Source organism: Microbulbifer sp. SH-1, assembly GCF_011326135.1.
GTDB classification, from domain to species: Bacteria; Pseudomonadota; Gammaproteobacteria; order Pseudomonadales; family Cellvibrionaceae; genus Microbulbifer; species Microbulbifer harenosus.
The window spans coordinates 1-25,213 of record NZ_CP046948.1 but is presented as its reverse complement, the minus strand read 5'-3'; the positions used below and the strand labels follow the sequence as shown (position 1 = coordinate 25,213).

The following is a 25,213-nucleotide window of genomic DNA, read 5'->3' as shown; positions in this document are numbered from 1 at the left end:
GGAAATGGATGCCGCGCAAGCTTATCACGGCCAAATCCGGCAGTACGTGTCGAAGTTCTGCAATTCCATGCAATTGCCATATGAATACATTAGACTTCGCGCCGCGCGAGGCCGCCATAAGAAGCCGCCCGCCAGCACCACGCGCAAGCGTGACTTAAGACGAGAAACCGCGACTGCAGCCATAGGATAGTCATGTCGAAGAAGAATGCCTTTTACGCGCAATCAGGCGGAGTAACCGCCGTCATCAACGCCTCCGCCTGTGGAGTCATCGAGACCGCCCGCCAGCACAGCGACAAGATCGGCACTGTCTACGCCGGGTTGAATGGCATTGTCGGCGCGCTCCGCGAGGAGCTGATTGATGTCAGCCAGGAGAGCGACGAAACCATCGCCGCGCTGCGCCACACCCCCTCCGGCGCCTTTGGCTCCTGCCGCTACAAACTGAAAAGCCTGGAGCAGAACCGCGCCGAATACGAGCGCCTGATCGAAGTATTCAAGGCTCACGACATCGGCTATTTCTTCTATAACGGCGGCGGCGACTCCGCCGACACCTGCCTGAAGATTTCCCAGCTGTCGGAAAAAATGGGCTACCCCATCCAGGCCATCCACATCCCCAAAACCGTGGACAACGACCTGCCGTTCACCGACAACTGCCCCGGCTTCGGTTCCGTGGCCAAATATGTGGCGGTTTCCACCAAGGAAGCGGCACTGGACGTGGCCTCCATGTGCGCCACCTCCACCAAGGTGTTCATCCTTGAGGTGATGGGCCGCCACGCGGGCTGGATCGCCGCCGCCGGCGCGCTGGCACAGGAGCAGGAAGGCGATGCTCCACATATCATCCTGCTGCCGGAAGTGGCATTCGACAAAGAGAAGTTTCTGAACAAAGTCCGGCAGACCGTCGACGACAAGGGCTATTGCGTAATCGTCGCCTCCGAAGGCGCCCAGTACGAAGACGGCACCTTCCTCGCCGACGCCGGCAGCGTCGATGCCTTCGGCCACAAGCAACTGGGCGGCGTCGCGCCGACCCTGGCAAAAATGGTCAAGGACGAGTTGGGCCTGAAATACCATTGGGCGCTGGCCGACTATCTGCAGCGCGCCGCCCGCCACATTGCCTCCGCCACCGATGTGGAACAGGCCTACGCCGTGGGCAAGGCCGCGGTGGAAGCCGCCGTGGCCGGCAAAAACGCCATCATGCCTACCATTGAGCGCAACGGCACCTGCACAGCCGACTATAGCTGGAGCATTGGCGAAGCCCCGCTTTCAGAAGTGGCCAATGTGGAAAAGTTCATGCCGGAAGAATATATCTCCGAAGACGGTTTCGGCATCAGCCCCGCCGGCCGCGCCTACCTTGAGCCACTGATTCTGGGCGAAGACTATCCACCCTACAAGAATGGTATCCCCCAGTATGCCCGCCTGAAGAAAGTACTGGTGGAGAAAAAGCTGGCGGTAGAATTCAAGGTCTGACACCAGGTTTTTTATCCCGCAAAAAAAGCCCCCGACCTGTTGAAGGCGGGGGCTTTTTAATTGCGACGGCAATTACCGCAGAACGCTATACGTTGAGTAACAGATGCTGGCGCTCCCACGGGGAAATTTCCCGGTGGAACAGTCTCATCTCCTCGCTTTTTACTGCCGCGTACAGCTGGCAGAACCCCTCTCCCAGCGCCTGATGGATTTCCTCCGCGCCCTCGAAAATACGCAGCGCCTCATCGAACGTCATCGGGATGTAAGAGCGCGCCTCCTGCTCTTCATCCAATTCCGATTCCGCCGGTGCATCCGGCTCAACGCGGTTTATCATCCCGAGATAACCGCAGATCAGGCTCGCGGCGATAGCCAGATAGGGGTTAGCGTCCACGCCGATCACCCGGTTTTCCAGGCGTCGGTCCTGGGCACCGGAATTGGGCACCCGCAGGCCGGTGGCGCGGTTGTCGTAGCCCCAGCCGATATTGGTCGGCGCACTGGAATTCGCCTCGGACTCAAAACGCCGATAGGAATTCACATTCGGAGCGATAAATGGCATCACTTCGCGCATATGCTTCTGGGTGCCACCGATAAAATAGCGAAACAGGTCCGTCGCATTGCCGTCATCGTCGGAGAAAATATTCCTGCCGCTGTCGATATCCACCACACTCTGGTGTACGTGCATGGCGCTGCCGGGCTGGTCGCGCATGGGCTTGGCCATAAAGGTGGCAAACATCCCGTTTTTTAGTGCCGCCTCCTTGATGATGCGCTTGAAATAAAACACCTGGTCCGCAAGCCACAACGGATCGCCATGAGTAAGATTAAACTCCACCTGTCCGGCGCCATCTTCCTGAATCACCGAGTCAATATGCAGGCCGGCGGCCTCGGCGTATTCGTAAATAGTGTCGATCACCGGGCCGTACTCGTCGATGGCTGTCATTGAGTACGACTGCAGGGAAGTGCCCGAACGGCCACTGCGCCCCACCGGCGGTTCAATGGGCTCGTTCGGGTCGATATTCGGCTTGGTCAGATAGAATTCCAGCTCCGGCGCCACAATCGGCTTCCAGCCCTTCTCTGCATATAACGCGATCACCCGCTTCAGCACATTGCGCGGCGCACAAGCGATGGGATTGCCCTGTAGATCCTGCAGATCGTGAATAATCTGCAGCGCCGGCTGCTTCGCCCAGGGCACCGCCATTGCCGTCGACATATCCGGCACCAGCGCCATATCGCTCTCGGCCCACTGGTTTTCGATATCCATCTCCACATCCTGGCCGGTTATGGTCTGGTAGAAAATGGATATTGGCAGGAAGACCGGGCTGTCTGGCGAGAACTTGCTGAGCGGCATGGCCTTACCACGGGACATGCCATTGAGGTCGGGAACAATGCACTCCACCTCATCCAGCCGGCGTCCGTTCAGATAGGTGTGAAATGCAGCGGGAAGGTCATCCAGCCAGGATTGTGCGTCAGGCTGACTCATGGGAACTCCGGGTATGAGTAATGTCCAGCGCATTGTAGCGGAAAATGCCGAAGTGGAAATTGGACTTTCCATGGCAACATGACTGAACAAAAGATGCCCGCAAAACAAGGGAGCCATTCCTACAAAAGCTCTACAACAAATCAAGCACTTACGCGCTTGACTTGCGGCCCGGCCATCCTTAGCCCGGTTTAGATCCTGCTTTCCTGCTTGGACTCTACAGCGACCACCCTGTTGTTTTCGATGGTTACCACAACCAATGACATGCCACCGAGAGAGCTGGGAAGGCGATATGTTAAAATTTCCCGTTTTATCGGGTTCCCACCAGCACCTTCATCTACCGCGATGGTTTCCACCTCTTGGTACATCGGAGCACCGGCTATATAGATTATTTCCTGTTTGCTTTTTCCTTCCTGGATAAGCTTGCCATTTGGAAGCCGGAATGATCCATTGGCATGCGCAGTGAAGGCGACGGCAACGAGAACACCAAACAGTGCCATTTTAAGATTTTTCATGTTTCATACTCCATTACTTTTTCACCTGATCTATAAGCTTTAATCCATTCCGGATGCATAACAAATTCAAGGCCAAGGGTAAACTCACAAAATGTCTTTGCAGCATCTAAATTTGCTGTCGCGACATTTGAAACTATTCGCTCTTAGTACGGTCAATAGCTGCTGCCACAACATCTTGCGCAAAGCTACTTCCGAAGCAGTTTTGAGACAGCAGGAAAATTACAGAAATCAAGAATCTATTCATAATCCTGGAGAAATCCGAGCCCAAAATCGCTTGAAAAAATACATCGCCTACGTGGGCATGAGGTTAAGTAACCGATACAAAAATTTGAACACGCCTCAAGTTTTCCGCTAGGCTTCCCTTACTATCCCTTCCGCCCGAGCTCGAAATACATCGTACCGTTCCAATGCTTCCTTTTGTGATAATTGCATTTTCTTTCCTTGATTATGCAGATCAGGTTCGCAGGTTATAGCTCACCTATAGACCATCGCTTGTCGATGACACCAGATGGATAATATTGGATGGGCTTGATATCCAAAACGCTCTGAACCCCTCCGGCAGCGGTTCAATCTCGTCCCGCCGATGGCAACCCTGCTCTTTGAAATACTCAGAAGCCTTGTCGATATCACTGGTGACGATTTCCAGCCAGATTTCAGACTGGCTCAATCCGGGCATGCAATCGAGCCACAGCACCTTGCCGCCAAACTCAAACCTCGGGGTCTCATCCGGACCATCGGGCGTCAACTCCGTAAGCCGCAGCACATCCCGATAGAAACGAACCGTATTCTGATACTCATGTGCCGGGATTTTCATGGCGATATTTTTCCCCGGCTGAAACTCAAGATCCATTCAAATCCCCCTAGGGGTGAAAAAGGCAACAGAATCAAGACCATCAGCGATGACGCTGCCGTGCGCAGCGATACATCCTCCAACTCGGCATCTATGAATTTTCGCTGGCATACTCCTGCAGCAATTCCGGAAACTCTTCTTGCGGAGGGAATTCACTGAAACTGTGTTTTGCACCGGTAACAGCCCAGGCCAGCTTCTCCGCCGTGTATGTTTCCAGGAATGGCTGGAAGCTCTGTGAACCATCCAGCAGCGTAGAGCGCACGTTCACAAAGTCATCCATACCGTCAGGCCTCGTGAACAGCCAGCTCATGCAATGCCCGCAGAAAAAATGACGGGTACTGCCATGCAACCCACCGATTACCGGCTCACCAGCTGTCACCGAGAACGCCGCACTCGGAAACAGCGAACTCAGGCTGAACGCACTGGAGGTCATTTTCTGGCATCCGGTGCAATGGCACGCCATCGTGATCAATGGCGGGAATGCAATTTCAAACTCCACCTGTCCACAACGGCAACTGCCTTTCGTTATACGAGGTACGTTGCTCACTATTATCTATCTCCCAGTTTCCCGTAACTGATCTACGCGCAAAAAAACAGCGATGAAGAAATTCTGCACCTAGGACTGCGAAGTTTCCATGCCACAGAGAACTTTACGTACGTACTCAACCGCTTCCGGCATACCAGTGAGAACCGTCTCTGCAAGACTAAAGTCTTGAGACCGGGACATATCTGTAGGTAGTGCCAAGCAGTCAATACCAGCGCGGAAAGCCGCTTCGAGCCCGTGCTGAGTATCTTCGATGGCCAGACACTCTGCGGCTGAAACACCAAGCCGTTGGAGCGCCAGAATATAACAGTCTGGCGCGGGCTTACTTGCCCGGACATCATCCCCGGAAACGACCACAGTAAAATAGTCGTTGAAATTGTGAGTTCTAAGAGTTGTTTGCGCGCCGCTCGCACTCGCTCCAGTTACAATGGCAAGTTTAAGTCCCACGCGGTAAAAATAAGATAAAGCCTCTTCCACTCCTGGCATCAAGGGAAATGCCTGCCGCTCAAGGTATTCCTGTGTGGCGGCGCTCTTTTCTTCTGCGAGCTGTTCAGGCGATACATCAATGCCAAAGTTCTGCACCAAATCTACCGCAGAGGCAGGGGTGGGCACACCGGCATAGCAGGTCTTATATTGCTGCTCTGTTAATGTAAACCCGTAGCGCTGTAGAACCTGCGCCCAGATTCTATAGTGAACAGGTTCTGAATTGACCAGTGTGCCATCATGGTCAAGTAAAATGGCTCGTAGTTGCATTTGAATTCCGTTCTATTGGCAGCTAAAGAAATGGACTCTGTACTTTTAAACCACCGGAACGGTAAACCGCTTCCTATCCGGCCCTTGGGATAATGAAGGAGCCCGAGGTTTAGATCAAGATGATCAGTCGCCTTCGCGCTCTATATCGCAACAATGACTCGCCGCTACTTCACTGGCGCTACTGAGTATCGATTCGCGGACCGGATTTGGGCGGAAGGTGGTACAACCTTTGAGGCCAAGCGCAAACGCTTCTCGGTAGAGGGACTCAAACTCGGTAAACGGAAAATCCTCTGGGACATTCACGGTTTTGGAAATGGCGTTGTCCACATAGGCTTGTAGAGCCGCCTGCATGCGCAGATGCGCCAGCGGCGACAGCTGGCGTGCGGAAACAAATGCCGTAGGCAACTGTTCGGGGTCACCTCCGCGCTCACACCAAAGCTTCCATACCGGATCGACGATGTCGAACCTGCGGTAATCGCTCTCCGAGGTAAGCACCCTGCGACGGTGGTGAAAATCGAATACCGGCTCGATACCGCTGGAAATCCCATTGGCCAACAGGCTGATGGTACCGGTGGGCGCGATGGCAATCAGATGGCTGTTGCGAATCCCCTTGTCGGCGATCCCCTTACGCAATTTTTCGGGCAGGGCACACACATCCGCACCGGCAAGAAATTTGGTCCGCTCATACAAAGGGAATGCCCCTTTCTCCGCCGCCAGCGCAATGGAGGTCCGGTAGGCGCTGTCGCGCACGGTTTCCATCACCCTCGCGGCAAGCGCACGCCCTTGATCGCTGTCGTAATGCAGCCCCAGGGCAATCAGTGCATCCGCAAGACCGGTGATGCCGATACCAATGCGGCGGCTACCACGGGCCTGCTTTTTCTGTGATGGCAATGGGTAGTGGGACAGGTCGATCACGTTGTCCAGCATCCGCACACCCACAGCCACACACTCGTCAATCCCGAACCAGTCCAGATCCGCTCGCGCGGAGAACGGAGCCTGGACAAAACGCATCAGGTTTACCGAGCCCAGATTGCAGGCGCCGTAGGGTGGCAGTGGAATTTCGCCACATGGATTGGTTGCGCTGATCTGCTCGCGGTAGTAAAGATTGTTGTGAGTATTAATCCGGTCGACAAATAATACCCCCGGCTCGGCACTGTCGTAGTTTGCACGCATGATTTTTTGCCACAGTTCGCGCGCACGAACACGCTTTAGCACCCGGCATGGCAGGGGCTTGGACTCGCCGCTCCATCCGCGCAACACTTGCTCCCTGCCCTGCCCTTCCAGCAACCGCTCAGGAAATATCAGATCCCATTCGCAATCGTCATCCACCGCGGCCATAAAATCATCGCTAACCAGCACCGATAGATTGAAGTGGCGCAACTCGCGTGGATCGCGCTTGGCATCGACAAAGCGCTCGATATCCGGGTGGTCACAGCGCAAGGTGGCCATCATCGCACCGCGCCGGCTGCCGGTAGAAAGCAGCGTCGCGCAGGTGGCGTCCCAGATGCGCATGAAGGAAACCGGCCCCGAGGCAATGTTGCCGGTGTGGTGGGCACGGCTTCCGGCCGGGCGCAGGGTGGAAAAGTCGCAACCAATGCCGCCCCCCTGCTGCATGGTCAGCGCCGATTCCTTGAGGCGCTCGAAGATCGCTTCCATCGAGTCCTCAATCGTGCCCATCACAAAGCAATTGAACAGGGTAACGCGGTGATCCGTACCTGCACCGGCGAGGATGCGCCCACCGGGTAAAAAGCGGAAATCCTCCAGATTGCGAAAAAAGCGCAGCGCCCAGTGCCCGCGCTTAATCTCGACTTTTGCGAGCGCCCGCGCCAGCCGCCGCCAGCTGTCTTCCAGAGTGGTATCAAAGATCTGCTCACCGTTGCGGTAGCGATACTTGGTTTCCCAGATAAATTGTGAGATCTCGGACTCAAAGTAGTCCATGTCAGACACTCAATTGCGTCGCCGGGCCACCATGATGAAGCCGGCGGATCGCCTCCGCCAGCAGCGGCGCACAGTCCACTATCTGTAACTGTGTGCCGACCGGTTGCGGCAGCGAGTTGGTGACCGCCAGCACATCGATGGGCAGTTGCGCCAAATCCGTAAGGGCGCTACCACAAAACTGGCCGTGGCTCGCCAGCACCAGTATCCGTGCGGCACCGCCGCGCTTCAGAGACTCCGTCGCCCGCCGCACGGTGCCACCGCCGGCAATCAGGTCGTCCACTATCACCACACTGGCACCGTCAACATCGCCCACCAGCGCACCACCCGACAGTTCGTCACCGCTGCGGTATTTCTCCACAAACGCCCGTCCCACTTCGCCACCCAGACGCTCGCCAAGAGCCTGGCGGAGGGCCTCCGCGCGTTTGACACCGCCCACATCCGGCGATGCCACCACCAGCGGGTTTCCATCACCCTGCAGCCGCTCAGCGACGAAATCCACGAACAACGGCTGTGCCGCTAGATGTAGAGTGCGGATGCGAAAGGCATTCTCAAAGGCGGCAAGATTGTGTACATCGAGGGTCACCACACAGTCGGTTCCCAGGGCTTCGAACAGGGATGCCAGGTAGCGGCTGGAAAGCGGGTCGTGCAGCTTGGTGCGGCGGTCCTTGCGCGCGTAACACAGGTAGGGAATCACCGCAGTAACGCGGGCGGCGCCGGCGTCCTTGAGGGCTCCGACAAAAAACAACATTCGCACCAGTTTGTCATCAACACTGCTAGCGCGCTCCGAGTACAGCGACTGCACCAGATAGACGTCCGCCCCTTCAACGTCATCCAGCGGGCGCAGCTTGTGCTCGCCGTCGACGAACTCACGCTCCTCATGCGCGGCGAGTGGCACACCGAGCGCGGTGGCGACGTCCAGGGCAAAATCGGCACCGGCGTCGAGGCTGAACAGCTTGAGCGGGCGCATAGGTCAGCGGTCCTGCAGTGTTTGCTGAAACCAGTCGATGGCGAGCGCCACCACCGTCTCCAAGGTGCCGGGCTCCTCGAACAAGTGGGTGGCCCCTTGCACAATCTTTAGTACAGGATCGCAGCGCATGTGCGCAGCGGCGGCGCGGTTGAGCTCTATTACCTGATAATCCTCGCCGCCGACGATCATCAGCGTCGCCGCTGCCACCCTGGGCAATGCGTCACCCGCCAGGTCCGGGCGCCCGCCCCGCGATACCACCGCCTCCACCCAATGCGGCCGTTCGGCCGCTGCCATAAGCGCCGCAGCGGCACCGGTACTGGAGCCAAACAGCCCCAGGTGCAGGTCCTTTGTTTCCGGCCCGGCTTTCACCCAATCCAGCGCATCCACCAAGCGTCGGGTCAGCAGGTCGATATCGAAGCGATACTCCCGGGTGAATTCGTCAATCCGGTGTTCATCCGCGGTGAGCAGATCAAACAACAGCGTACCGATACCAGCCGCATTGAGCGCCCCTGCGACCATCGTATTGCGAGGACTGAAACGACTGCTGCCACTGCCGTGGGCAAAAAGGACCAGTGACTGGCCACCCGCTGGCAGCGCCAGAAAGCCTTCCAACGGCCCGGCGCCGGTATCAATCTGCACCTCGCTGCGCGTGACGCTTCCGCTCACGGCTGCTCTCCGCTCAAGGCTGTTTCCTCGCTCAAGGCTGCCCGCTCTCCAAGTCGTCCGCCTCCTGCATCATGTCGATGACCTGCTCGTCGCTGAGCTGGGAGAAATCCCGGTACCAGGCGCCAATAGCCCAGAATGATATCGGCTGCAACGGACAGACAAAGCTATCTGCCAAGGGCGCAAAGCGCTCGATGGTCGCCGGCGGCGCCACCGGTACCGCGATTACCAGCTCCGCCGGCCGCTGCGCCCTCACGGCGCGCGCGGCCACAGCCATGGTGGCGCCAGTGGCAATGCCATCGTCCACCAGGATGACGCAACGGTTTTCGAGCTGCGGCCAGGGCCGGTCGCCCCGGTAGCGCCGCGCACGACGCGCAAGCTCCGCCTCCTCTGCGTGGGTCTCGCGCTCCAGCGCAGCCTCGCTGATACCGCAGTTGATGATGACCTCCTCGTTGAGCACCCGCGCGCCACTGGCAATCGCCCCCATGGCCAGCTCCTCGTGACCAGGCACTCCCAGTTTTCGCACCAGCATCAGGTCCAGCGGCGCGTGTAGCCGGCGCGCCACCTCAAGCCCAATCGGCACCCCGCCTCGCGGCAGTGCCAGCACGATGACATCGTCGCGGTCGCGGTAGTCACCGAGGAGTTCCGCCAGCCGGCGCCCCGCCTCAATGCGATTTTCAAACGGCTCCATAACAACCTGCCGGTAGAAATTGGCGAAGGAGTAATACAACTAGACTAGCAAACAGGACCGAACTGCCGATTCAAACCATGCACACAGCCAACGCCGAACTTCCGGGCCTGGAACAGAAGACCCGTTTCCTTCTCTCTCCAGACAGCTATCCGGAGGGGACCAGCTCGGTACGTCTGGAAGAAACCCATATGGCGCGGCTGTTCCTGACCGACAAGTTCGTTTACAAAATGAAAAAGCCGGTGTGCTTCCACTACCTGGATTTCAGCAGCTTGGACAAACGCTATGGGGTCTGCAGCGAGGAACTGCGCCTCAACCGGCGGCTTACGGATGGGGTTTACCTGGATCTGGTGCCGCTGCGGCGTAAGCGCCGTTAAATCGACACACTTCCCCTAACCATACTGAGCCAAATTTTTTGAAACAGGCTTCAAGGGCACATTCCACGGCAGAAGGGCTTCGAGCTTCTCCAGCGTGTCGGCCTCACCGATTCGGTCCAGTACATAGTGGATGTAGGCTGAGGGCTCCAACTGATTGGCCTTGGCGGTTTCGATCAGGGAGTAGCAGGTGGCACTGGCTCTCGCCCCCCGTGTGGTATCGGCGAACAGCCAGGCCCGACGGCCGACAGCAAAGGGGCGTATCGCATTTTCCGCCAGCACGTTGCTGATGTGCAGGTATCCATGCTCACAATAGCCTGTCAGGTAAGGCCACTGATTCAGGGTGTATTCCATCGCAATACGCGTCAGTGAACCCTTCATCACCTTGCCGACCTGTTTTTCCAACCAGGTTTTGAAGGTTTCGAGCAACGGTAAACTCAGCGCCTGACGAACCTTGTATTTTTCGGTATCGCTGCGGTCCCGGGCTTCGCGCTCAATGGCATAAAGCTTGCGGATATACCCCAGGGCGATGTCTGCCTTGGAGATTTTGCTTTTTTTAGCTTTTTTTGCACCACCCGGAGCCGCTTTGCTGGCTTCGATGAATTTACGGCGCGCATGATCCCAGCAGCCGATCCGGGTGATGTTATTTTCACGGCACACCCGACCATAGCCGGAGTAACCATCCGCCTGCAGGATACCGGCAAAGTCATCCAGCAGGCGCACGGGGACGCTACCTGCACGGGACGGGTCGTATTCGAACAGCACGGACGGTTGACCCGGTGGGCCACCGCGGGTGATCCACATCCACTTGTCGGATTGAGTACTTTTTCCGTCTTCCTTCAGGACCTGGATCCGGGTTTCATCCGCCTGCAGGTAGTGGCTGCTATTCTGGACTTCGCGTAGCAGGTTGATGAGCGGCCGGAAGACATCCTCCAGGCGGATAATCCAGTGCGCCATACTGGTTCGCCCAACCTCGTGCCCCAGCCGCTTCAGCATCTGCTCCAGGCGATACAGCGGCAAGCCGTCGGCGTATTTTGAGGTGATGATATAGGCCAGCAGTGAGGTGGTGGCAATGCATTTTCCCAGCGGATGTACGGGGCGCTTGGCTGCAATGATGGTTTCGCTGCCGTCACGTTCGAACACTGCCTTTTCCTGCCAGATTTCCAGTACTTTGAGCTGGGCGGGGATAAACTGCAGCTCCTCTTTCACTTTGGTGAAGAAGGTTTTACTCGCGCCGGCCTTTTCCTCTTCCGACAGTGTCAGTTCGATACGCTCGCGCACCAGTTTCCCGCTGAAGCCACGCTGGCGTTTCTTCGCCGCTTTGGGTTCCACCGGTGCGATATCCTCGGGGAGCTGCTCCAGCAGCGCCTCGATCTCCGCTTCCATCTCGGCTTCATCGAACAGGTGGATCTGGTGGGTATGCTTTTCGCTACTGGCAGCGAACTGCTGGGCCTTCTTCAGGCGCAGCTGCTCTTCCAGCAGGGCAATGTAGTGATCGCGCTGCTGGATGGCTTTGTGTTGGGATTGAAGTGAATGATCCAGGGATTGAATGGCTTCATCCCTGGATTGCAGGGCCTGTTCTTTTTGCGCCAGCTGTTGCTGGAAGTCGCCAATCACCGCCAGCAACTCCGCAGTGGATAAACCACTGTAATCGCTTGTATTGATGGGAGTGCTGGGCGCCTTTTTCATGGCGATATGTTAGCAAAACAAGGTCTCAAAGGCACCGCTCAAGGCGTTAATTGATCGACTCGTAGTGCAGCGTTTTATGCCCTTTGAGTAAGCTGATATCGTAGCCGTCGAGCAACCAGTTAATCTGCTCACCGGTCAGGGGCAGTAGATCCTCCGACAGGGTCGGCCATTTGAACTTTTCCTCGGCCAGTGATTTGTAATAGAGCACAAAGCCATTACCTTCCCACATCAGACACTTGATTTTGTTGCGATGGCGATTGGTGAAGGCGTAGAGGGCACCGGTGAAGGGACTGTGCCCAAGTTCCTGCTCGATCAATGCCGCCAGGCCATTGGCCTGTTTGCGGAAGTCCACTGGTGCCCGGTAGAGATAGATCTGCGGTATGTCCAGTGCCGGGCGCAGGTAACGCAACGCCATTACAGCTGCCTCAGAATCGCACCCACGAGTTCGATATTCCCGGTATGTATGCCGGTAATCGACAGGCCGTTGGGCAGCGTGAGTGTCAGCTCGCACTTTGAGGAGGCAGTCTGAGTTACTCTGGCAAATCCGATAGGGGAATCCGGCTGGCTTGAACGGGCTTTATTTTGTTTGCGTCGCCAGTATACAAACTGGTGGTAAGAGAGGTTATTCTCCCGACAGAAAGCCTGTCCGGATAGGCTGGATACCTGCCAGGTGGAGATTTGTTGTTGCCAGAACTGAGTGCGCTCTTCGGGGGTCATGGCTGATTCCTTTGTGTAAGTACGGTTGGAATCAGTGTGTTGAAGTCGAATCAGGAAAAACAGGTGCTGATTCTTTGGCGCTTACCTTGATGCCCTCCAAAAGCTCGCCAGCTATACGCTGCGCCGCAATTGGATTTTTCTCAGCAATAAACTCTCTAAGGCGGGTCAGATCAGCAATAGACTCTGGAGAATACTGCAAAATCATGGTTTAGGTGGCGCCTTTTCATTTGGGCCGCCCCAGCTCTGCAGCCAGGATTCTACCTCTTGGGCGCTAACCGCCTTACCGGACTTGATTGAATCAAGAGCCTCCAAGGTATCTGACCAAAGAGTCTCTTCCATTTCTTGGCGTGCAATAAATTCCCTAATTGCTTGATTAATAAGGTAATTTTTACTTCTATCAAGCTTCTTTGAGAGGTTTTCAAGCGGGATTTCGACCTCATTATTGAGGCGGATACTGGTCAAGCTCATGACACACCCTCCGATGTATTCACATGTATTACATAATAGTACTGCGAACCATCAGATCATGGAAGCTCATAACGCCCAGCGCAGACGCAGCCAGCGCGGAGCGCCTTTTGTGTTAATGTTTGAGCGACAGCGAGTAACACAAAAGGCGCGTAGCGTTGGCTGTCGCTCTGCCGCTGATTGTTATGGCTTGACAGGGTGTTGTTGGCTATGGGTGCTTTCCCCAACTGGCTTCAGACCCTCAGACACATTTAGAAATACGATATAAGATTTATATACATACTCATTGTACGTTCCATCAAACTCTTTACCGGATTTTCTAGCCTCTGACATCGCTCGCAACTTTTTTAATCTTTCTCGAATAGAACTCTCTTCATCTGTTTTTGGTAGCTTTGCTACCTGCACTTCTTCGGTTGATTTATCTACAAACGTGAGAAATTTGTTAGTAAACGGTTTCGTATCAGAATTTTGATACTGAAAAGTTGAAGATACTAATACTAAATCTTCATTTTTCAGATCACTTAGATTCTCTAGCAGAACCTTTCTGCCTTGAGCCTCATATAACTCAAGTAGTCTTTCTTCCGTCTGTTCAATCGATTGCGCATGAGTTGATGCTGAAAAAACGAGCAATAAAAGTGTGGCTAAATAATTCATACTCTTGGCTCTTAGTTGCCATAACGCCGCCGGCAGGGGCAGCTTACCTTGTGCGTGTTTTGCGCAAAAATGGGAGCGCAGCGACCTGCGCGAAACGTGCATAAGGTAAGCTGTCCCACGGAGGGCCGTAGGCCCGGAGTAAATTGCCCGGCCTTGTTATGCATTGGACTTCCATAGATCTATCAGGAAGAAGATAAGTATGCCGAGCCCCACAGAAAATATAGCCATATCTCTTAAAATTACATGTATATTTTTTCTCGAAAGCTCAGCCTCCAAATGCGCAATCTGCTCCTCTGACAATGGATTTTTCACCTTATGCTTGGCTCCCTTAATGAGGCGAACCGCATCATTGTACTGGCTGTCTTCAAGAACCCACACACCATATGTTTTTGGGCCATCACTTGAGTAGATGTGAAAGTTGCTGCCTTTAAATACTCCAACATGCGCTGGAATCCCTCGCTCTCTTAATTTATGAGCAAAAGAAACTGCATCCTTCTCACTGGTAAAATCTCTTACAATCTTCATCTATGCATAACGCTGTCCCGCGGAGGGCCGAAGGCCCGGAGCAAATTGCCCGGCCTTGTTATGCGTACTCCCCACTAGTGCCCATTAAGTACCCAGTTAGGAGGGCCTCAGCTTCGGCCACACTTAGGTTTCCAAAATTCTCAGAGATAAACTTTGTTGCCTCAGAAGAATTTGAAGCGCCTATATCTCCAAACTCTGACTTGTAGTTGCCTACCTTTGCTTTTACGGATGATTCACTTAATCCGAAACTCTTCGCGAGAACCCGACAGAGATCACTTTGCATTCCACTTGGAAAGTTCTCTTCTTTCAACCTTTTATAGATTATGAAACACCGAAACTCAGTTTCAAAAGACCAGCCAGAGCCAGGTTTAAAATTAAACACTACGAATTTTCCTTAGCGCATAACGCCTGGCTCAGCCGCCGCAAAAAATGGCGGTTGTTTTGCCGGTTTTTTGGCAAAACAAGTGACAATTTTTGCGGTCGGTTGCAGCCACTTGTTATGCGATTGCATATTTCATTTTGTAACCACCAGTAATTTCAAAGCCGTTAGCTTGGTAAAACTCAACTGTACGATCAAACTCTGGGACTGGAGGCGTACATAGCTCAAGACGCTTCCATTTTTGTTGTTTGGAAAATCCCACTATTTCTTGAATAAGTGATTTTCCCACTTCTTTGGAGCGATACTCTGGCATTACGTAAAACTCTTGAATAATACCAAAACTGCCTTCTGCGTATAATGAATGACTTTCGCAGATAGCACCAAACCCAATGATTTTATCTCCATCAAATGCAGCCATAACATGATAAAGGCCATTTGATACATAGTTTTCACATAGGTCAATCGCTAGAGGAACATCAACATCAAAATGTTTAATTCCTGTACGTTCAATAATTTCATTCGTTAGACATACTGCCAGTTTGGCAATTTCTTCCGATTTAGATTTATCAATAATCTTGTATTTCACGCGTTTTCGAATCCTTCTACCGCGCCGAGTAGCCAGGAGCCGTCACCGACTCCCGGCCCTCTAAGAACCGTACGTGCGGGTTTCCTCGCATACGGCTCAAGCCCCTCAAAGGCTCTGTGAACCCGGCGGTTTGACTCGTTATAAACAATTTTGCTTTCCACATTACGCCGCCAGCTGGTATCTGGCAAGATGGGCCCGGTCTGCCTTGCGATTGCTCCGCCCCTGTTGCCAGCGCTTGCGGAAGTAGTTGCCGCAGCCTGGTGTGTAAGGGGTGACCTTTGCCACGATTTTACTATGACGCCGGATTGGCAGGTCGCTCAATTTAAACAGGGTTACCCTTCGGATAATCCCCAGGGCGGTTCGGGCCTGACCAGTGAACACCCGTCTATAGCTGCCGTTGGGCGTGCGTTGTGGACGGGTATAGTGGCCGTAGAGCCAGTGTTTCTGACGGTTCTTGTGTCGCCGTCGCATCCACCACCACAGCGCCCGGTAGACCACGGTATCGATCAGGGCGAAAGTTGCCTTGGATACCCAGGGACGGTAGTAGTTGAACCAGCCTCGCAGCATGCGGTTGAGACGTGTGACGAGCTGGAAAGTGGGTAGCGCGACGCCGCGCTTGATCAGGGTGCGGATCTTTCCTGCGAAGGCCCGGACCTTGTCCATGGCGGGCCGGGTCAGCAACTTGCCGTTGTACTTGCGCAGATTGCAGCCGAGGAAGTCGAACCCTTCGTTGATATGTGCAATGCGAGTCTTCTCTGGGGACAGGATGAGCCCGCGCTCGGCTAAGAAGGCTTCAAGGGCGGGGCGTACCTGCTGCTCCAGCAATTCCCGGCTTGCTCCGGTGATGACGATATCGTCCGCGTAGCGGATCACGTTGACACAGCTGCCGCTCTTGGGCACGACGGCCTCGATGGCGGCTTCCAGTCCATCCAGGGCCATGTTGGCCAGCAGCGGACTGATGATGCCGCCTTGCGGTGTACCGTCGTCGGTCTGGTGGTAGACGTGGCGATCGATATAGCCGCACTTCAGCCACTGCCGGAGCGGATGTTTATCCATGGGGATATGCGCCAGCAACCAGTCGTGGCTGAGGTGATCAAAGCAGCCCTTGATATCCGCATCCAATACCCATTCGGCACAGGTCCTGCGCGACAGGGCGATATAGCACTGCTGCAGGGCATCTGCGGTCGAGCGCTTGGGACGGAAGCCATAGGAGTGTCTATCGGCTGTCGTCTCTGCCCAGGGTTCCAGCGCAAGGCGCTGCAGTGCCTGGGCCGCGCGGTCGGCCATGGTGGGAATGCCCAGTGGGCGTACCTTGCCATTAGCTTTGGGGATGGAAATGCGGCGCAGCGGCTGGGCGCGATAGCCGCGTCGCTGCAGGAAGCGGAGTGCTTCGGGTCGATCTTGCGGCCACTGCCAGGTGGCGCCGTCGATACCGGGAGTCTTGCGGCCGCGATTGTGCATGACACGGTGTGCGGCCAGCAGTTTGCCAGCATGGGAGCCGGTGAGAAGCCGTTGCAGTGCGCGGGCTCTGTTGTAACGTTTGTCTTCAACCGCCTTCGCGATACGCCGCTGCAGCCGATAGACATGGTAACGGGCTGTCTCGATAGACATCGGTGGTCTATCGGTCTGGCTCGCCGTTCCCGCTGGGGGCGCACCGGCACTGGAACGCGGCCTGTCCGTTTCCGGGTGCTCCACGTACGCCGTCATTTGCTTTCCCCCACAAAATCGGTTCTCCAGCCTCTCTCGCGATGAGGCACCAACTGGACGTCTGCTCGCTTTCGCGCCGGGCAAAGTTGGAACCCGTATCCGCGTCATTACAGCGCGGCATTCGCTTCTTCCAGCCTCCTACACCCGCATCATAGTCAGCTTGCCTCACGGCTCGCTTTCCGGTTGCCCGGTACGATACGGGGTTATCGTGTTCCGTATAAATCTCGGGATAGGTTAGATCCTGCCTGTCCCCCGGCGGAGCAACATCTGCGTGGTGAGACGTTAAAAGCCCACCAACTTGTCCACGCACCTTTTGGTTAAAGCCTGCCAGCACCTTTGGCTTCTTGCGCATAACGGGAGTGCAGCAGTTCACCTGAGTTGACCATACTATCCATTCCTAGCCCCTTACCGCCTCGATGCTGGCAGAGTTGAGAATGCCTCGCGGTTATTCTCTTCCGGGCAGAGCCCGCAGGTTACATTGTCCCGGCAGCTTCACACCCGGAAATTACTCTCCACGCATGTGCCGGTAGGAAACCGATGGTAGAACATCGGGTTACATCGTTCTGAGAAATAACCTCCTGTGATTTATCAGAGTGTGTAACAGAAATTTATACGACTTCACGTCGCAAATAACGCCGCGCTCAGCCGCGGCTAACTTTGGGCGCTTTATGCGCAATAATGGGAGCGAAGCGACCGCGCGTAAAGTGCACAAAGTTAGACGTCGGCCTGCAGCGCTTTGTTGAACGAAGCCGCTACGCGGCAAAGCTCAACCCCCAGTAAATAAAGATAATTCCCCTACGTGCTCACCCCCGAGCACGACAACTAGGGGAATATCTTTATGAACAAAGCACAGCAAAAACGATTCGATTCACTGTACCGAAAACATCTTAGCGCACTCAAACGACAGGGCAAAGCCGACTCAACCATTGATCTTTACAGCCGTGCCATACGGCGCGTCTGCGAGTATTTTGACAGCCCACCCGACACCCTCACGCAAGAGCAGCTTGAGGGCTATTTCGAGTCCCTCATCAGCACCCACTCCTGGTCAACGGTGAAGGTGGATCGCAATGGCCTGCAGTTCTTTTACAAGCATGTACTTAAGCGCGACTGGCAGTGGGTCGATATTGTCAAACCACCTCAAGAGAAGCACCTCCCCGACGTGCTTACACTCAAAGAGCTGGAGCGATTGATCAATGGTACCCGCGAGCGGCGATACCAGACCTTCATTCTCACCTGCTTTAGCATGGGCCTGCGCTTGGGCGAAGCTCTTGGCATTCGCGTGGCCGACATCGACAGCGAGCGCGGCCTTCTGCACGTACGTCAAGCAAAGGGGAAGAAGGACCGCTTCGTCTTCTTGCCCAAGATGACGCTGGAAGCACTGCGCGCGTACTGGGTCACACATCGCAATCCCACGCTGCTCTTTCCTCGCGGACGCACACCCGAGGAGCAGCACCAGGCTCGTGAGCCTATGGACCGTGGCGGCACACAGAAGTCCTTCAAAGCCATCGTCAGCGACGTCGGTATTCGCAAAGAGATTACCATCCACACCTTGCGCCATTGCTATGGCACGCTCCTGACCGACGCGGGCGTGGGTTTGCGGGCGATCCAAGAGCAGATGGGGCACGAGTGCCCCAAGACCACCGCACTGTACACCCAGCTATCCACTTATACGCAAAACGATACCGATCGGCGCATCAACGGCCTGCTGGCCAAGCTGCGCGTGGTATGGGGGGCGTAGCATGACATTGCAAACGATTGTTCAACGCTACCGCCACCGTTTTATCGAGCAGTTCGGTCACGCGCTCAGTCGCGACCAGTGGTCCGCCCTCAACGCTATCGAGGGCTGCCGCCAAGGTCCCTACGGTGAGATGGCATGGACCTGCCAACGTTGCTCTCATAACACCCACACGCCACGCTCCTGCGGACATCGCGCCTGTAACCTCTGCCAGGACCAGAGTACGCAAGCCTGGCTGCAACGCCAGGAGCAAAAACGCTTGCCGGTGAACTATTACATGGTCACCTTTACGCTTCCCAAGGAGCTGCGGGGTGTCGTTCGACAGTACCGCAGCACTTGCTATGACTTGCTGATGCGCTGTGCCGCGCAGACACTCAAAACCTTTGCCAAAAACGATAGTACCTTGGGCGGAGAGCTGGGCTTCTGCGCTGTCCTACATACCCACACTCGCCGTCTGGACTACCATCCGCACGTTCATATTGTGGTACCCGGTGGAGCGGTTAATAAAGCGCGCCGACAGTGGTGCAAAGTCCGTGGCCAATACCTGTTTAATGGACGCGCCTTGGCAAAAGCCTTTCGAGGTGCGTTTCTTAAGGCGCTCTTTCAGGCCGGGATAACCCCCGGCAGAACGCCAAAGAAATGGGTGGCGCAATGTAAACGTGTCGGCAAAGGCACGGAAGCGCTGCGCTATCTTGCGCGCTATCTGTATCGCGGTGTCATTAGCAATACCAACATCTTGTCCGATGACGGTTGCAACGTGACCTTTCGCTACCGTGACGCCAATACCCACCAATGGAAAACCCGTACCGTTACCGGTGAGCAGTTCATCGTACTAATCCTGCAACACTGCCTGCCAAAGGGCTTTCGCCGTGCCCGAGATTATGGGTACTTACACGGCAACGCGAAGGCGGTTATGCACATTCTACAGTGGGTACTGAAGGTGCAGAGGCCTGCACCACCGACGAAGAAAACCGCGAGTTTGCCTTGCCCTCACTGCCGAAGCCCTATGCGGGTGACCGGTATCTATCCTCGCAAAGCCCAGCCCGGATAAAAACGGATAGAGCACGGATGCTACCAACACGAGGATTAACGGGCCTAACTTAAAGGAGCGAATACACGATGTAACAACGAATTTTTTATCGCCTTCCGGGCGAGGGTCTTGCTCGCCCGTAGAAAAGGCTAGCGGTTAACGTTGGCCTTCCCCGCCCATCCTCCTTCGACTTATTTACATGAATAGAGCTGGCCGGGCTCGTTCAACAACCAGATATGTTGCGGCAAGCGCAACATATCCTTATTTGTTATAGCTCTTGCGGATTTTGCTTGCAACACCAAACCCTTTTTCCATTAATAACGTCGACAACTCCGCTTTAGGGAGGTTCAGTGCTAACGAGGCCCTTAAAGCTCTTCTGACTATATCCTTTAGCTGCAAAACATCGGCTTTAGTAATTTTATTTTGATTTCCCGTATGGACTAGAACTGATCTTTTGTCATACAGATCCTTAACTATCTTAAGCACTGCATTTGATTCAGATTTAGTTTTACCTAGTAGAACTGCACAACCACGAGAGACGCGAAATCTAAGCTCGGAATTTGCATCATTTAGAAGGGCTTCAAGCGATATCATGAGTGACAGAAACTCCAGTTGGTACTGGGAAATCGAATAGGATAGTTCAAAGTTTTCGACAGCAAACTGGAGGTATTTATGCTTAGAATCAATTAGACCATCCGACAAATAATCATTCGCTTCGCGAAGCTCACTCTTTGTAAGGTGAAACAGTCTATTTTCGCACGCCAATGTAGACTCTCTTGAACTGTCCATTTCCCAGATATCATCTTCAATCCTAAAAAATATCTCTATACTTAATCGAATTGATCCTTCCTTTAGCAATCTTAGCTTACGAATTTTATCTTGAAGATACTCAATTATCTTATTTTGATATGCGTGCTCTAAATCCCAATAGACCACTCTTGATTTAGCATCATCGCTTTCACCGCTATACTCTGGATAATCATGTAAAGTTTTTCGAATTAAATAAACATGCTCTGGTCTTTTAAATGCATCTTGAGAGCAGCAACCCCAATCATAATCTAATTTAATCCATACGTCCGCGATGCCAAAATCTTCTTCACAAATATGAGCAAACTCACTCATATTCATGGCCTCTACAATAAACCCTCGGCCAAAATCGACCTCAAGAATGGAATGATCAACATTTCCGAGTAACCCTAAGAACTCCATTTGTAACTCTCTGAGCTATAACGCCGCCAGCAGGGGCGGCCAATGCTGTGCACATATTGTGCGAAAATGGGAGCGCAGCGACCCGCACAATATGTGCACAGCGTTGGACGTCCCGCGGAGGGCCGAAGGCCCGGAGCGAACTGCCTGGCATTGTTAGCGCTGTGAAGAAACTCCAAAAAACACTACTACGCGCGAGCTTACCGCTACCACTGAACCCAATACAAAGAAGCGGCGGACTTCCCGATAACTAAAATCTTTCCGCCACCACTTTACCGATTTCTGAACTTGGCACCGACCTTCAGAGCCGCCTCTTGCAACAGCCCATAGAATGGATGCCACTGCAATTGAGAAAGACCACTTTAAGCCCGAGCACCCTGCTACCACTTTTTAGAGGCCTCAATGCCCGCCTCTAAAATTTGACCGCCGCAATATTTTGAAAGGCGGCGACACACGAAAAAAACGCTAACGCCGCGCTCAGGCGCGGACAATTTTGGGCGCTTTATGCGCGATAATGGGAGCGCAGCGACCGCGCATAAAGTGCACAAAGTTGGCCGTCGCCTGCAGCGCCTTGTTAACGTGAACCTCGGTTTCTACCACCGAAGCGCGCAAAACCAAGAACCAACTTTGGCCTAATTGGCTGCTCTTAAAACGATTGAGTTCTTCTACGCATTTTGAAAATCTCATTCTTTTCTTAACCCCAGCAACAAAAATGGCTTTGATTCATGAATCCGTGCTCGATGCAGCACGATCTTTACCTTAAGCAGACTTTCAGACTGCACAAAATCAGCTACCGGAAACTTCGCTACCTGGTTCTGACTTCCGGAGCCAAAAAAGACCCGCTACAGGATTCCTTCATTTTTCTTGCAGGTTAACCACTTTCATTTTTTTGATTCCCTACGTTAACATTTTATTCAATGGCGTGGTCATATATAGACACTCGCGCAGATACACACATAAGTGTCCACATATACACACGGGTGGCTACATATATGCACGCGAGTGACTATATATGCACACCGATGTCCATATATAGCCACAGAACTTTGCCGCGGTCACGCAAATATTTGCGGCTTCCATTACACGCAATTACAAGCACAGAAAGCTCACTGAACACGTCACCATCAGCCGCTCCATCTTACGATCCGGCCAGCTGTATTCACCACTTACCAGTGCGCCTCAACCACTTTCCCTCAAAGTTTTTCCACCCCATCTTCTGTCACTAGCGCTGTGGCAAGCACGCCATTGGGGGTATCGGGGTCAATAGTGCCTGCGAAGGTCGCCTCCCGCTGGATGGCGAATACGTTGCGGGCTTCTCCGGCATCATTGCAGTCGCGGTGGTAGTTCAGGATGGCGTCACAGTAGTAGGCGTTGCAGGTGTCCGAACGCAGTTCGCGCGGGAGGCTGCAGCCGCTGGCGGTCTGGTTGATGCAGGAACCTTCGATGGTTTCCGCGGCGACGCTGGAGGTATACCTGACGACGATGTCGTCGCCGCTCAGTTTCGGGTTGCTATCGAGGATTCTGCGCAGGATCAGTGGTGACAGGTAGGCGTGATCGCCGCCGGACGAGCAGCAGGCGCCGCGGCACATGGTGCACAACCGGTCGCTCACGGACTGTAACGCGGGGGTGCGATGAAAGCAGTTGTTATTGCGATGGGAGTCCGCCACGTAGTGGAGGTTCTGATCTTCGACAATCTCGGCAGCGGAGACGAAATTCTCCGCTGCCGCCACGGTTTTCTGCAGGTGCGCGCGATAGCTCTCCATTCTCTGCGGAGTCACCGGTGCGATACGCTTGCGCCCTGAGGGAATGACTGTCCGGTGGATGTCTTGCTCGGCGAGCTCGGGGCATGTTTTCAGCAGTGCATCGAGCAGTTGCTGATTTTCCTGTTCTTCGGCTTCCACGCGCGCGCGGATTTTTTCTTCCCGCTCCAGCTGTGCGGCTTTCCGTTCGCGATACTGCGCGCTTACGGATTCCAGCTGAGCACGAAACAGGTTTTCCGGCAGGTTGCGGCGCTGCTCGATAAAACGGGAGCAATCAAACGATTGACAATGAGGGAACTCAGTCGCCGCCTGCTGCCGTTGCCACAAGGCGGAAATGGGTTCACTGCAAACACAACAGTGCAGCTTCGCGCTGTACGGTGCTTGGGGATGTGACATCCGTAAATCTCCCTTTTACGGTCTCTCTGCATATACGGGGGCTTGTATCGGTATAGCTATAGTTTTAGTCAGCGAGCCATTTGTACATCACCAGCGCATCCACATCCCCCAGAAATGGATGGATGGATGAATGAATGCGCGCGGCAGTCGCCCGACGATATCGAATCCTTGTCGCTGCTACAACCGCACCGCGCCGGCGTTGGAGGAGGCCACAACGCTGAACTGCATGGCCCGGTAGCCCAGCGCCTTGGCCAGCTGAGGCGAAATCTGCGGCCTCGGCTTCGCGAATATGCAGTTCTTCCCGCATATCATTCACAGCACGCTTCCACGCGCCCATTCAGCACCTCGGCGGTGATCTCAAAGGATTTGAGACGCGCGGCGTGGTCGTAAATGGGGCCGGTGACAATCAGTTCATCGACCCGTGTACGCGCGAGGAAACGGTCGATCCAGCTGGTGACGGAATCCCGGTTCCCCACGGCGGATTCCGCCAATGCCTGCGCCACCTGCATTCGCTCGGAGGCAGAGGCGATGGAAGTGGGATCGTCCACCGGCGGTTTGAGGCGGCCGGGCGTGCCGCGTCGCAGGGCGACGAACTGCTGTTCGATGGAGGTCATCAGCTTGCGCCCCTCCTCATCGGAATCCGCTGCGAATACGTTGATCGCCGCCGCGGCATATGGCGCATCGAGATACTGCGAAGGCTGGAACTTGCTGCGGTACAGGTGCAGCGCCTGGTCCAGCATGGCCGGCGCGAAGTGTGAGGCAAAGGCAAATGGCAACCCCAGCGCCGCGGCCAGTTGTGCGGAATACAGGCTGGAGCCGAGCAGCCACACCGGTACCTGCAAACCGACCCCGGGTACGGCGCGCACCCGCTGCCCCGGTTTCTCTGGCGCGAAATAGTGCAGCAGCTCCTGTACGTCTTCGGCGAAGTGATCCGCCGCGTGCAGTGGATCGCGGCGCAGTGCGGTCATAGTGGCGCCGTCGGTACCCGGTGCGCGCCCAAGGCCCAGGTCTACACGGTCCGGGTACAGCGCGGCCAAGGTACCGAACTGTTCAGCCACCACCAGCGGCGCATGATTGGGCAGCATCACGCCCCCGGCGGCAACGCGGATCCTGCGCGTACCGGCGGCAATATATCCCAGCGCCACGGCGGTCGCGGCGCTGGCCACGCCGGTCATGTTGTGGTGCTCTGCCATCCAGAAACGCTTGTAGCCAAGATTTTCCGCTTGCTGTGCGACCTCCAGCGATTGCATCAGCGCCTGGCGCGCATCGCCAACATCGGTGATTAACGAGAGATCCAGCAGGGAAAATGCGCGCACGGTGACTCCTTGACGAATTTCAGGCGGTAAAACTGTGCCAATCCTAGCGCAGCCGGAATGGAATACCTACGGATTGGGGCCTTTGGAGGGAAGGCAGCGGAAACACAAGCGCGAGGGACTGGAGAAGAACTGAAAAAAAGAATCGCCCCGGGCACCCCGGAGCGATTGGAGCGGTCAGGGGCGGATCAGGAATCCAGTGCCGCGCGCACGAAATCGGTCAGCGCCTGGTCCTGACTGTTCTCGAAGAAACAGGCCTGGAAGCGCTCGCCACCCACGGCGGTTTTCACCAGTTCCGGGTCGATGGCTTGGAGGCCATCCAGGTAAGACTTGGAGGTCGCTTCCTTGATGTGGTTCAGGATACCGGCATTGGCCACTTGGGACTCTTTGCGCTCCGGCGGGTACCCCTGGCCTTTCACCCCGGTGAAGGCTTTTTCAAACATGTAGCGGATGTTCAGTTCCGCACCCCACCCGAAACCCTTGGCGAAGGGGATGGATAGCGCGTTGCCGTTATTGATCTGGGCGAACAGGTAGGCGTCCGCGGGGTCGATGCAGTAGCCGCAGTTGACGCCCGGGTAGGCGTTCAAAGACATCAGAGCGCCCTGGCCGGTGCCGCAGCCGCTCACCACAAAATCCACCGCCTTTGCGTTAAGCAGCAGGCTGCCCATGATGCCCAAGTGGATGTAGGTGAGACGGTGGTCGTTGTCGTCACTCATGCCGGTGTTGTACACGGTGTGGCCCAGTGCGCCGGCCACGTCCTGCAGCTCTTTCAGCACCACAGCGTTCTTGGACGCCTGGCTGAATTCGTTCATCAGTGCGATCTTCAT

General features: G+C 55.0%; 28 protein-coding genes. 4 read left to right on the top strand and 24 right to left on the bottom strand.

What is annotated here, in order from left to right; genetic code table 11:
- Positions 1-192 precede the first annotated feature (192 nt).
- Positions 193-1,461: a 6-phosphofructokinase gene (locus tag GNX18_RS00145; RefSeq protein ID WP_166214699.1), complete on the top strand. Its 1,269-nt coding sequence runs from the start codon at positions 193-195 to the stop codon at positions 1,459-1,461.
- Positions 1,462-1,546: 85 nt separating this feature from the next.
- On the opposite strand, the gene GNX18_RS00140 is transcribed toward GNX18_RS00145, so the two are convergent.
- The 9 genes from GNX18_RS00140 to GNX18_RS19480 form a co-directional block, all read right to left on the bottom strand.
- Positions 1,547-2,935, bottom strand: coding sequence for a glutamine synthetase family protein (locus GNX18_RS00140; RefSeq protein WP_138235787.1), 1,389 nt, complete (start codon positions 2,933-2,935; stop codon positions 1,547-1,549).
- A gap of 188 nt (positions 2,936-3,123) precedes the next feature.
- Positions 3,124-3,447: a hypothetical protein gene (locus tag GNX18_RS00135; protein WP_138235786.1), complete on the bottom strand. Its 324-nt coding sequence runs from the start codon at positions 3,445-3,447 to the stop codon at positions 3,124-3,126.
- Between the two features lie 478 nt (positions 3,448-3,925).
- Positions 3,926-4,297, bottom strand: a complete 372-nt coding sequence (locus GNX18_RS00130; protein ID WP_166214697.1) for a VOC family protein — start codon at positions 4,295-4,297, stop codon at positions 3,926-3,928.
- 91 nt (positions 4,298-4,388) lie between these two features.
- Positions 4,389-4,760, bottom strand: a complete 372-nt coding sequence (locus GNX18_RS00125; protein ID WP_256367395.1) for a GFA family protein — start codon at positions 4,758-4,760, stop codon at positions 4,389-4,391.
- A gap of 153 nt (positions 4,761-4,913) precedes the next feature.
- Positions 4,914-5,594: an HAD family phosphatase gene (locus GNX18_RS00120; RefSeq protein ID WP_166214693.1), complete on the bottom strand. Its 681-nt coding sequence runs from the start codon at positions 5,592-5,594 to the stop codon at positions 4,914-4,916.
- Between the two features lie 123 nt (positions 5,595-5,717).
- Positions 5,718-7,532: an adenosylcobalamin-dependent ribonucleoside-diphosphate reductase gene (locus GNX18_RS00115; protein ID WP_166220210.1), complete on the bottom strand. Its 1,815-nt coding sequence runs from the start codon at positions 7,530-7,532 to the stop codon at positions 5,718-5,720.
- Between the two features lies 1 nt (position 7,533).
- Positions 7,534-8,499: a ribose-phosphate pyrophosphokinase gene (locus GNX18_RS00110; protein ID WP_166214691.1), complete on the bottom strand. Its 966-nt coding sequence runs from the start codon at positions 8,497-8,499 to the stop codon at positions 7,534-7,536.
- 3 nt (positions 8,500-8,502) lie between these two features.
- The gene (locus GNX18_RS19485; RefSeq protein WP_240914115.1) at positions 8,503-9,165 is read right to left on the bottom strand and encodes a dienelactone hydrolase family protein; all 663 of its coding nucleotides are present in this window, start codon (positions 9,163-9,165) and stop codon (positions 8,503-8,505) included.
- Positions 9,166-9,196: 31 nt separating this feature from the next.
- The gene (locus GNX18_RS19480) at positions 9,197-9,853 is read right to left on the bottom strand and encodes a phosphoribosyltransferase (protein WP_166214689.1); all 657 of its coding nucleotides are present in this window, start codon (positions 9,851-9,853) and stop codon (positions 9,197-9,199) included.
- Positions 9,854-9,930: 77 nt separating this feature from the next.
- On the opposite strand from GNX18_RS19480, the gene GNX18_RS00095 reads away from it, so the two are divergent.
- Positions 9,931-10,227, top strand: coding sequence for a hypothetical protein (locus GNX18_RS00095; RefSeq protein ID WP_166214687.1), 297 nt, complete (start codon positions 9,931-9,933; stop codon positions 10,225-10,227).
- Between the two features lie 15 nt (positions 10,228-10,242).
- On the opposite strand, the gene GNX18_RS00090 is transcribed toward GNX18_RS00095, so the two are convergent.
- The 10 genes from GNX18_RS00090 to ltrA all read right to left on the bottom strand — a co-directional run bounded on the left by GNX18_RS00090 (position 10,243) and on the right by ltrA (position 16,946).
- Complete coding sequence (locus GNX18_RS00090) at positions 10,243-11,913, bottom strand: IS66 family transposase (RefSeq protein ID WP_166214686.1); 1,671 nt, start codon at positions 11,911-11,913, stop codon at positions 10,243-10,245.
- A 46-nt stretch (positions 11,914-11,959) separates the two neighbouring features.
- Complete coding sequence (gene tnpB, locus GNX18_RS00085) at positions 11,960-12,328, bottom strand: IS66 family insertion sequence element accessory protein TnpB (RefSeq protein WP_136783863.1); 369 nt, start codon at positions 12,326-12,328, stop codon at positions 11,960-11,962.
- The gene (locus GNX18_RS00080) at positions 12,328-12,630 is read right to left on the bottom strand and encodes an IS66 family insertion sequence element accessory protein TnpB (RefSeq protein WP_136783862.1); all 303 of its coding nucleotides are present in this window, start codon (positions 12,628-12,630) and stop codon (positions 12,328-12,330) included. The genes tnpB and GNX18_RS00080 overlap by 1 nt, the downstream gene beginning before the upstream one ends.
- A gap of 31 nt (positions 12,631-12,661) precedes the next feature.
- Positions 12,662-12,835: a type II toxin-antitoxin system RelE/ParE family toxin gene (locus GNX18_RS00075; protein WP_166214684.1), complete on the bottom strand. Its 174-nt coding sequence runs from the start codon at positions 12,833-12,835 to the stop codon at positions 12,662-12,664.
- Positions 12,832-13,098, bottom strand: a complete 267-nt coding sequence (locus GNX18_RS00070) for a CopG family ribbon-helix-helix protein (RefSeq protein WP_166214682.1) — start codon at positions 13,096-13,098, stop codon at positions 12,832-12,834. The genes GNX18_RS00075 and GNX18_RS00070 overlap by 4 nt, the downstream gene beginning before the upstream one ends.
- 180 nt (positions 13,099-13,278) lie before the next feature.
- Positions 13,279-13,749, bottom strand: coding sequence for a hypothetical protein (locus GNX18_RS00065; RefSeq protein ID WP_166214680.1), 471 nt, complete (start codon positions 13,747-13,749; stop codon positions 13,279-13,281).
- A gap of 156 nt (positions 13,750-13,905) precedes the next feature.
- Complete coding sequence (locus tag GNX18_RS00060) at positions 13,906-14,274, bottom strand: hypothetical protein (RefSeq protein ID WP_166214678.1); 369 nt, start codon at positions 14,272-14,274, stop codon at positions 13,906-13,908.
- 58 nt (positions 14,275-14,332) lie between these two features.
- The gene (locus GNX18_RS00055) at positions 14,333-14,656 is read right to left on the bottom strand and encodes a hypothetical protein (protein WP_166214676.1); all 324 of its coding nucleotides are present in this window, start codon (positions 14,654-14,656) and stop codon (positions 14,333-14,335) included.
- A gap of 115 nt (positions 14,657-14,771) precedes the next feature.
- On the bottom strand, positions 14,772-15,239 hold the full coding sequence (locus tag GNX18_RS00050) for a GNAT family N-acetyltransferase (protein WP_166214674.1): 468 nt from the start codon (positions 15,237-15,239) through the stop codon (positions 14,772-14,774).
- A 162-nt stretch (positions 15,240-15,401) separates the two neighbouring features.
- The gene (gene ltrA / locus GNX18_RS00045; RefSeq protein ID WP_205828015.1) at positions 15,402-16,946 is read right to left on the bottom strand and encodes a group II intron reverse transcriptase/maturase; all 1,545 of its coding nucleotides are present in this window, start codon (positions 16,944-16,946) and stop codon (positions 15,402-15,404) included.
- Positions 16,947-17,784: 838 nt separating this feature from the next.
- On the opposite strand from ltrA, the gene GNX18_RS00040 reads away from it, so the two are divergent.
- Positions 17,785-18,684, top strand: a complete 900-nt coding sequence (locus tag GNX18_RS00040; protein WP_166214670.1) for a site-specific integrase — start codon at positions 17,785-17,787, stop codon at positions 18,682-18,684.
- 1 nt (position 18,685) lies between these two features.
- On the top strand, positions 18,686-19,732 hold the full coding sequence (locus GNX18_RS00035) for a transposase (RefSeq protein WP_166214667.1): 1,047 nt from the start codon (positions 18,686-18,688) through the stop codon (positions 19,730-19,732).
- A 240-nt stretch (positions 19,733-19,972) separates the two neighbouring features.
- On the opposite strand, the gene GNX18_RS00030 is transcribed toward GNX18_RS00035, so the two are convergent.
- The 5 genes from GNX18_RS00030 to GNX18_RS00005 form a co-directional block, all read right to left on the bottom strand.
- Positions 19,973-20,920 (bottom strand): HEPN domain-containing protein, encoded by a 948-nt coding sequence (locus GNX18_RS00030; protein ID WP_166214665.1) that lies wholly within the window; start codon positions 20,918-20,920, stop codon positions 19,973-19,975.
- A 474-nt stretch (positions 20,921-21,394) separates the two neighbouring features.
- Positions 21,395-21,604, bottom strand: a complete 210-nt coding sequence (locus tag GNX18_RS00025; RefSeq protein WP_166214663.1) for a hypothetical protein — start codon at positions 21,602-21,604, stop codon at positions 21,395-21,397.
- 506 nt (positions 21,605-22,110) lie between these two features.
- Positions 22,111-23,073: a hypothetical protein gene (locus GNX18_RS00020; protein ID WP_166214661.1), complete on the bottom strand. Its 963-nt coding sequence runs from the start codon at positions 23,071-23,073 to the stop codon at positions 22,111-22,113.
- Positions 23,074-23,381: 308 nt separating this feature from the next.
- Positions 23,382-24,389 (bottom strand): LLM class flavin-dependent oxidoreductase, encoded by a 1,008-nt coding sequence (locus tag GNX18_RS00010; RefSeq protein WP_166214659.1) that lies wholly within the window; start codon positions 24,387-24,389, stop codon positions 23,382-23,384.
- A 185-nt stretch (positions 24,390-24,574) separates the two neighbouring features.
- A complete protein-coding gene (locus GNX18_RS00005) occupies positions 24,575-25,213 on the bottom strand; it encodes an RpiB/LacA/LacB family sugar-phosphate isomerase (RefSeq protein ID WP_138236015.1) in 639 nt (212 codons plus the stop codon).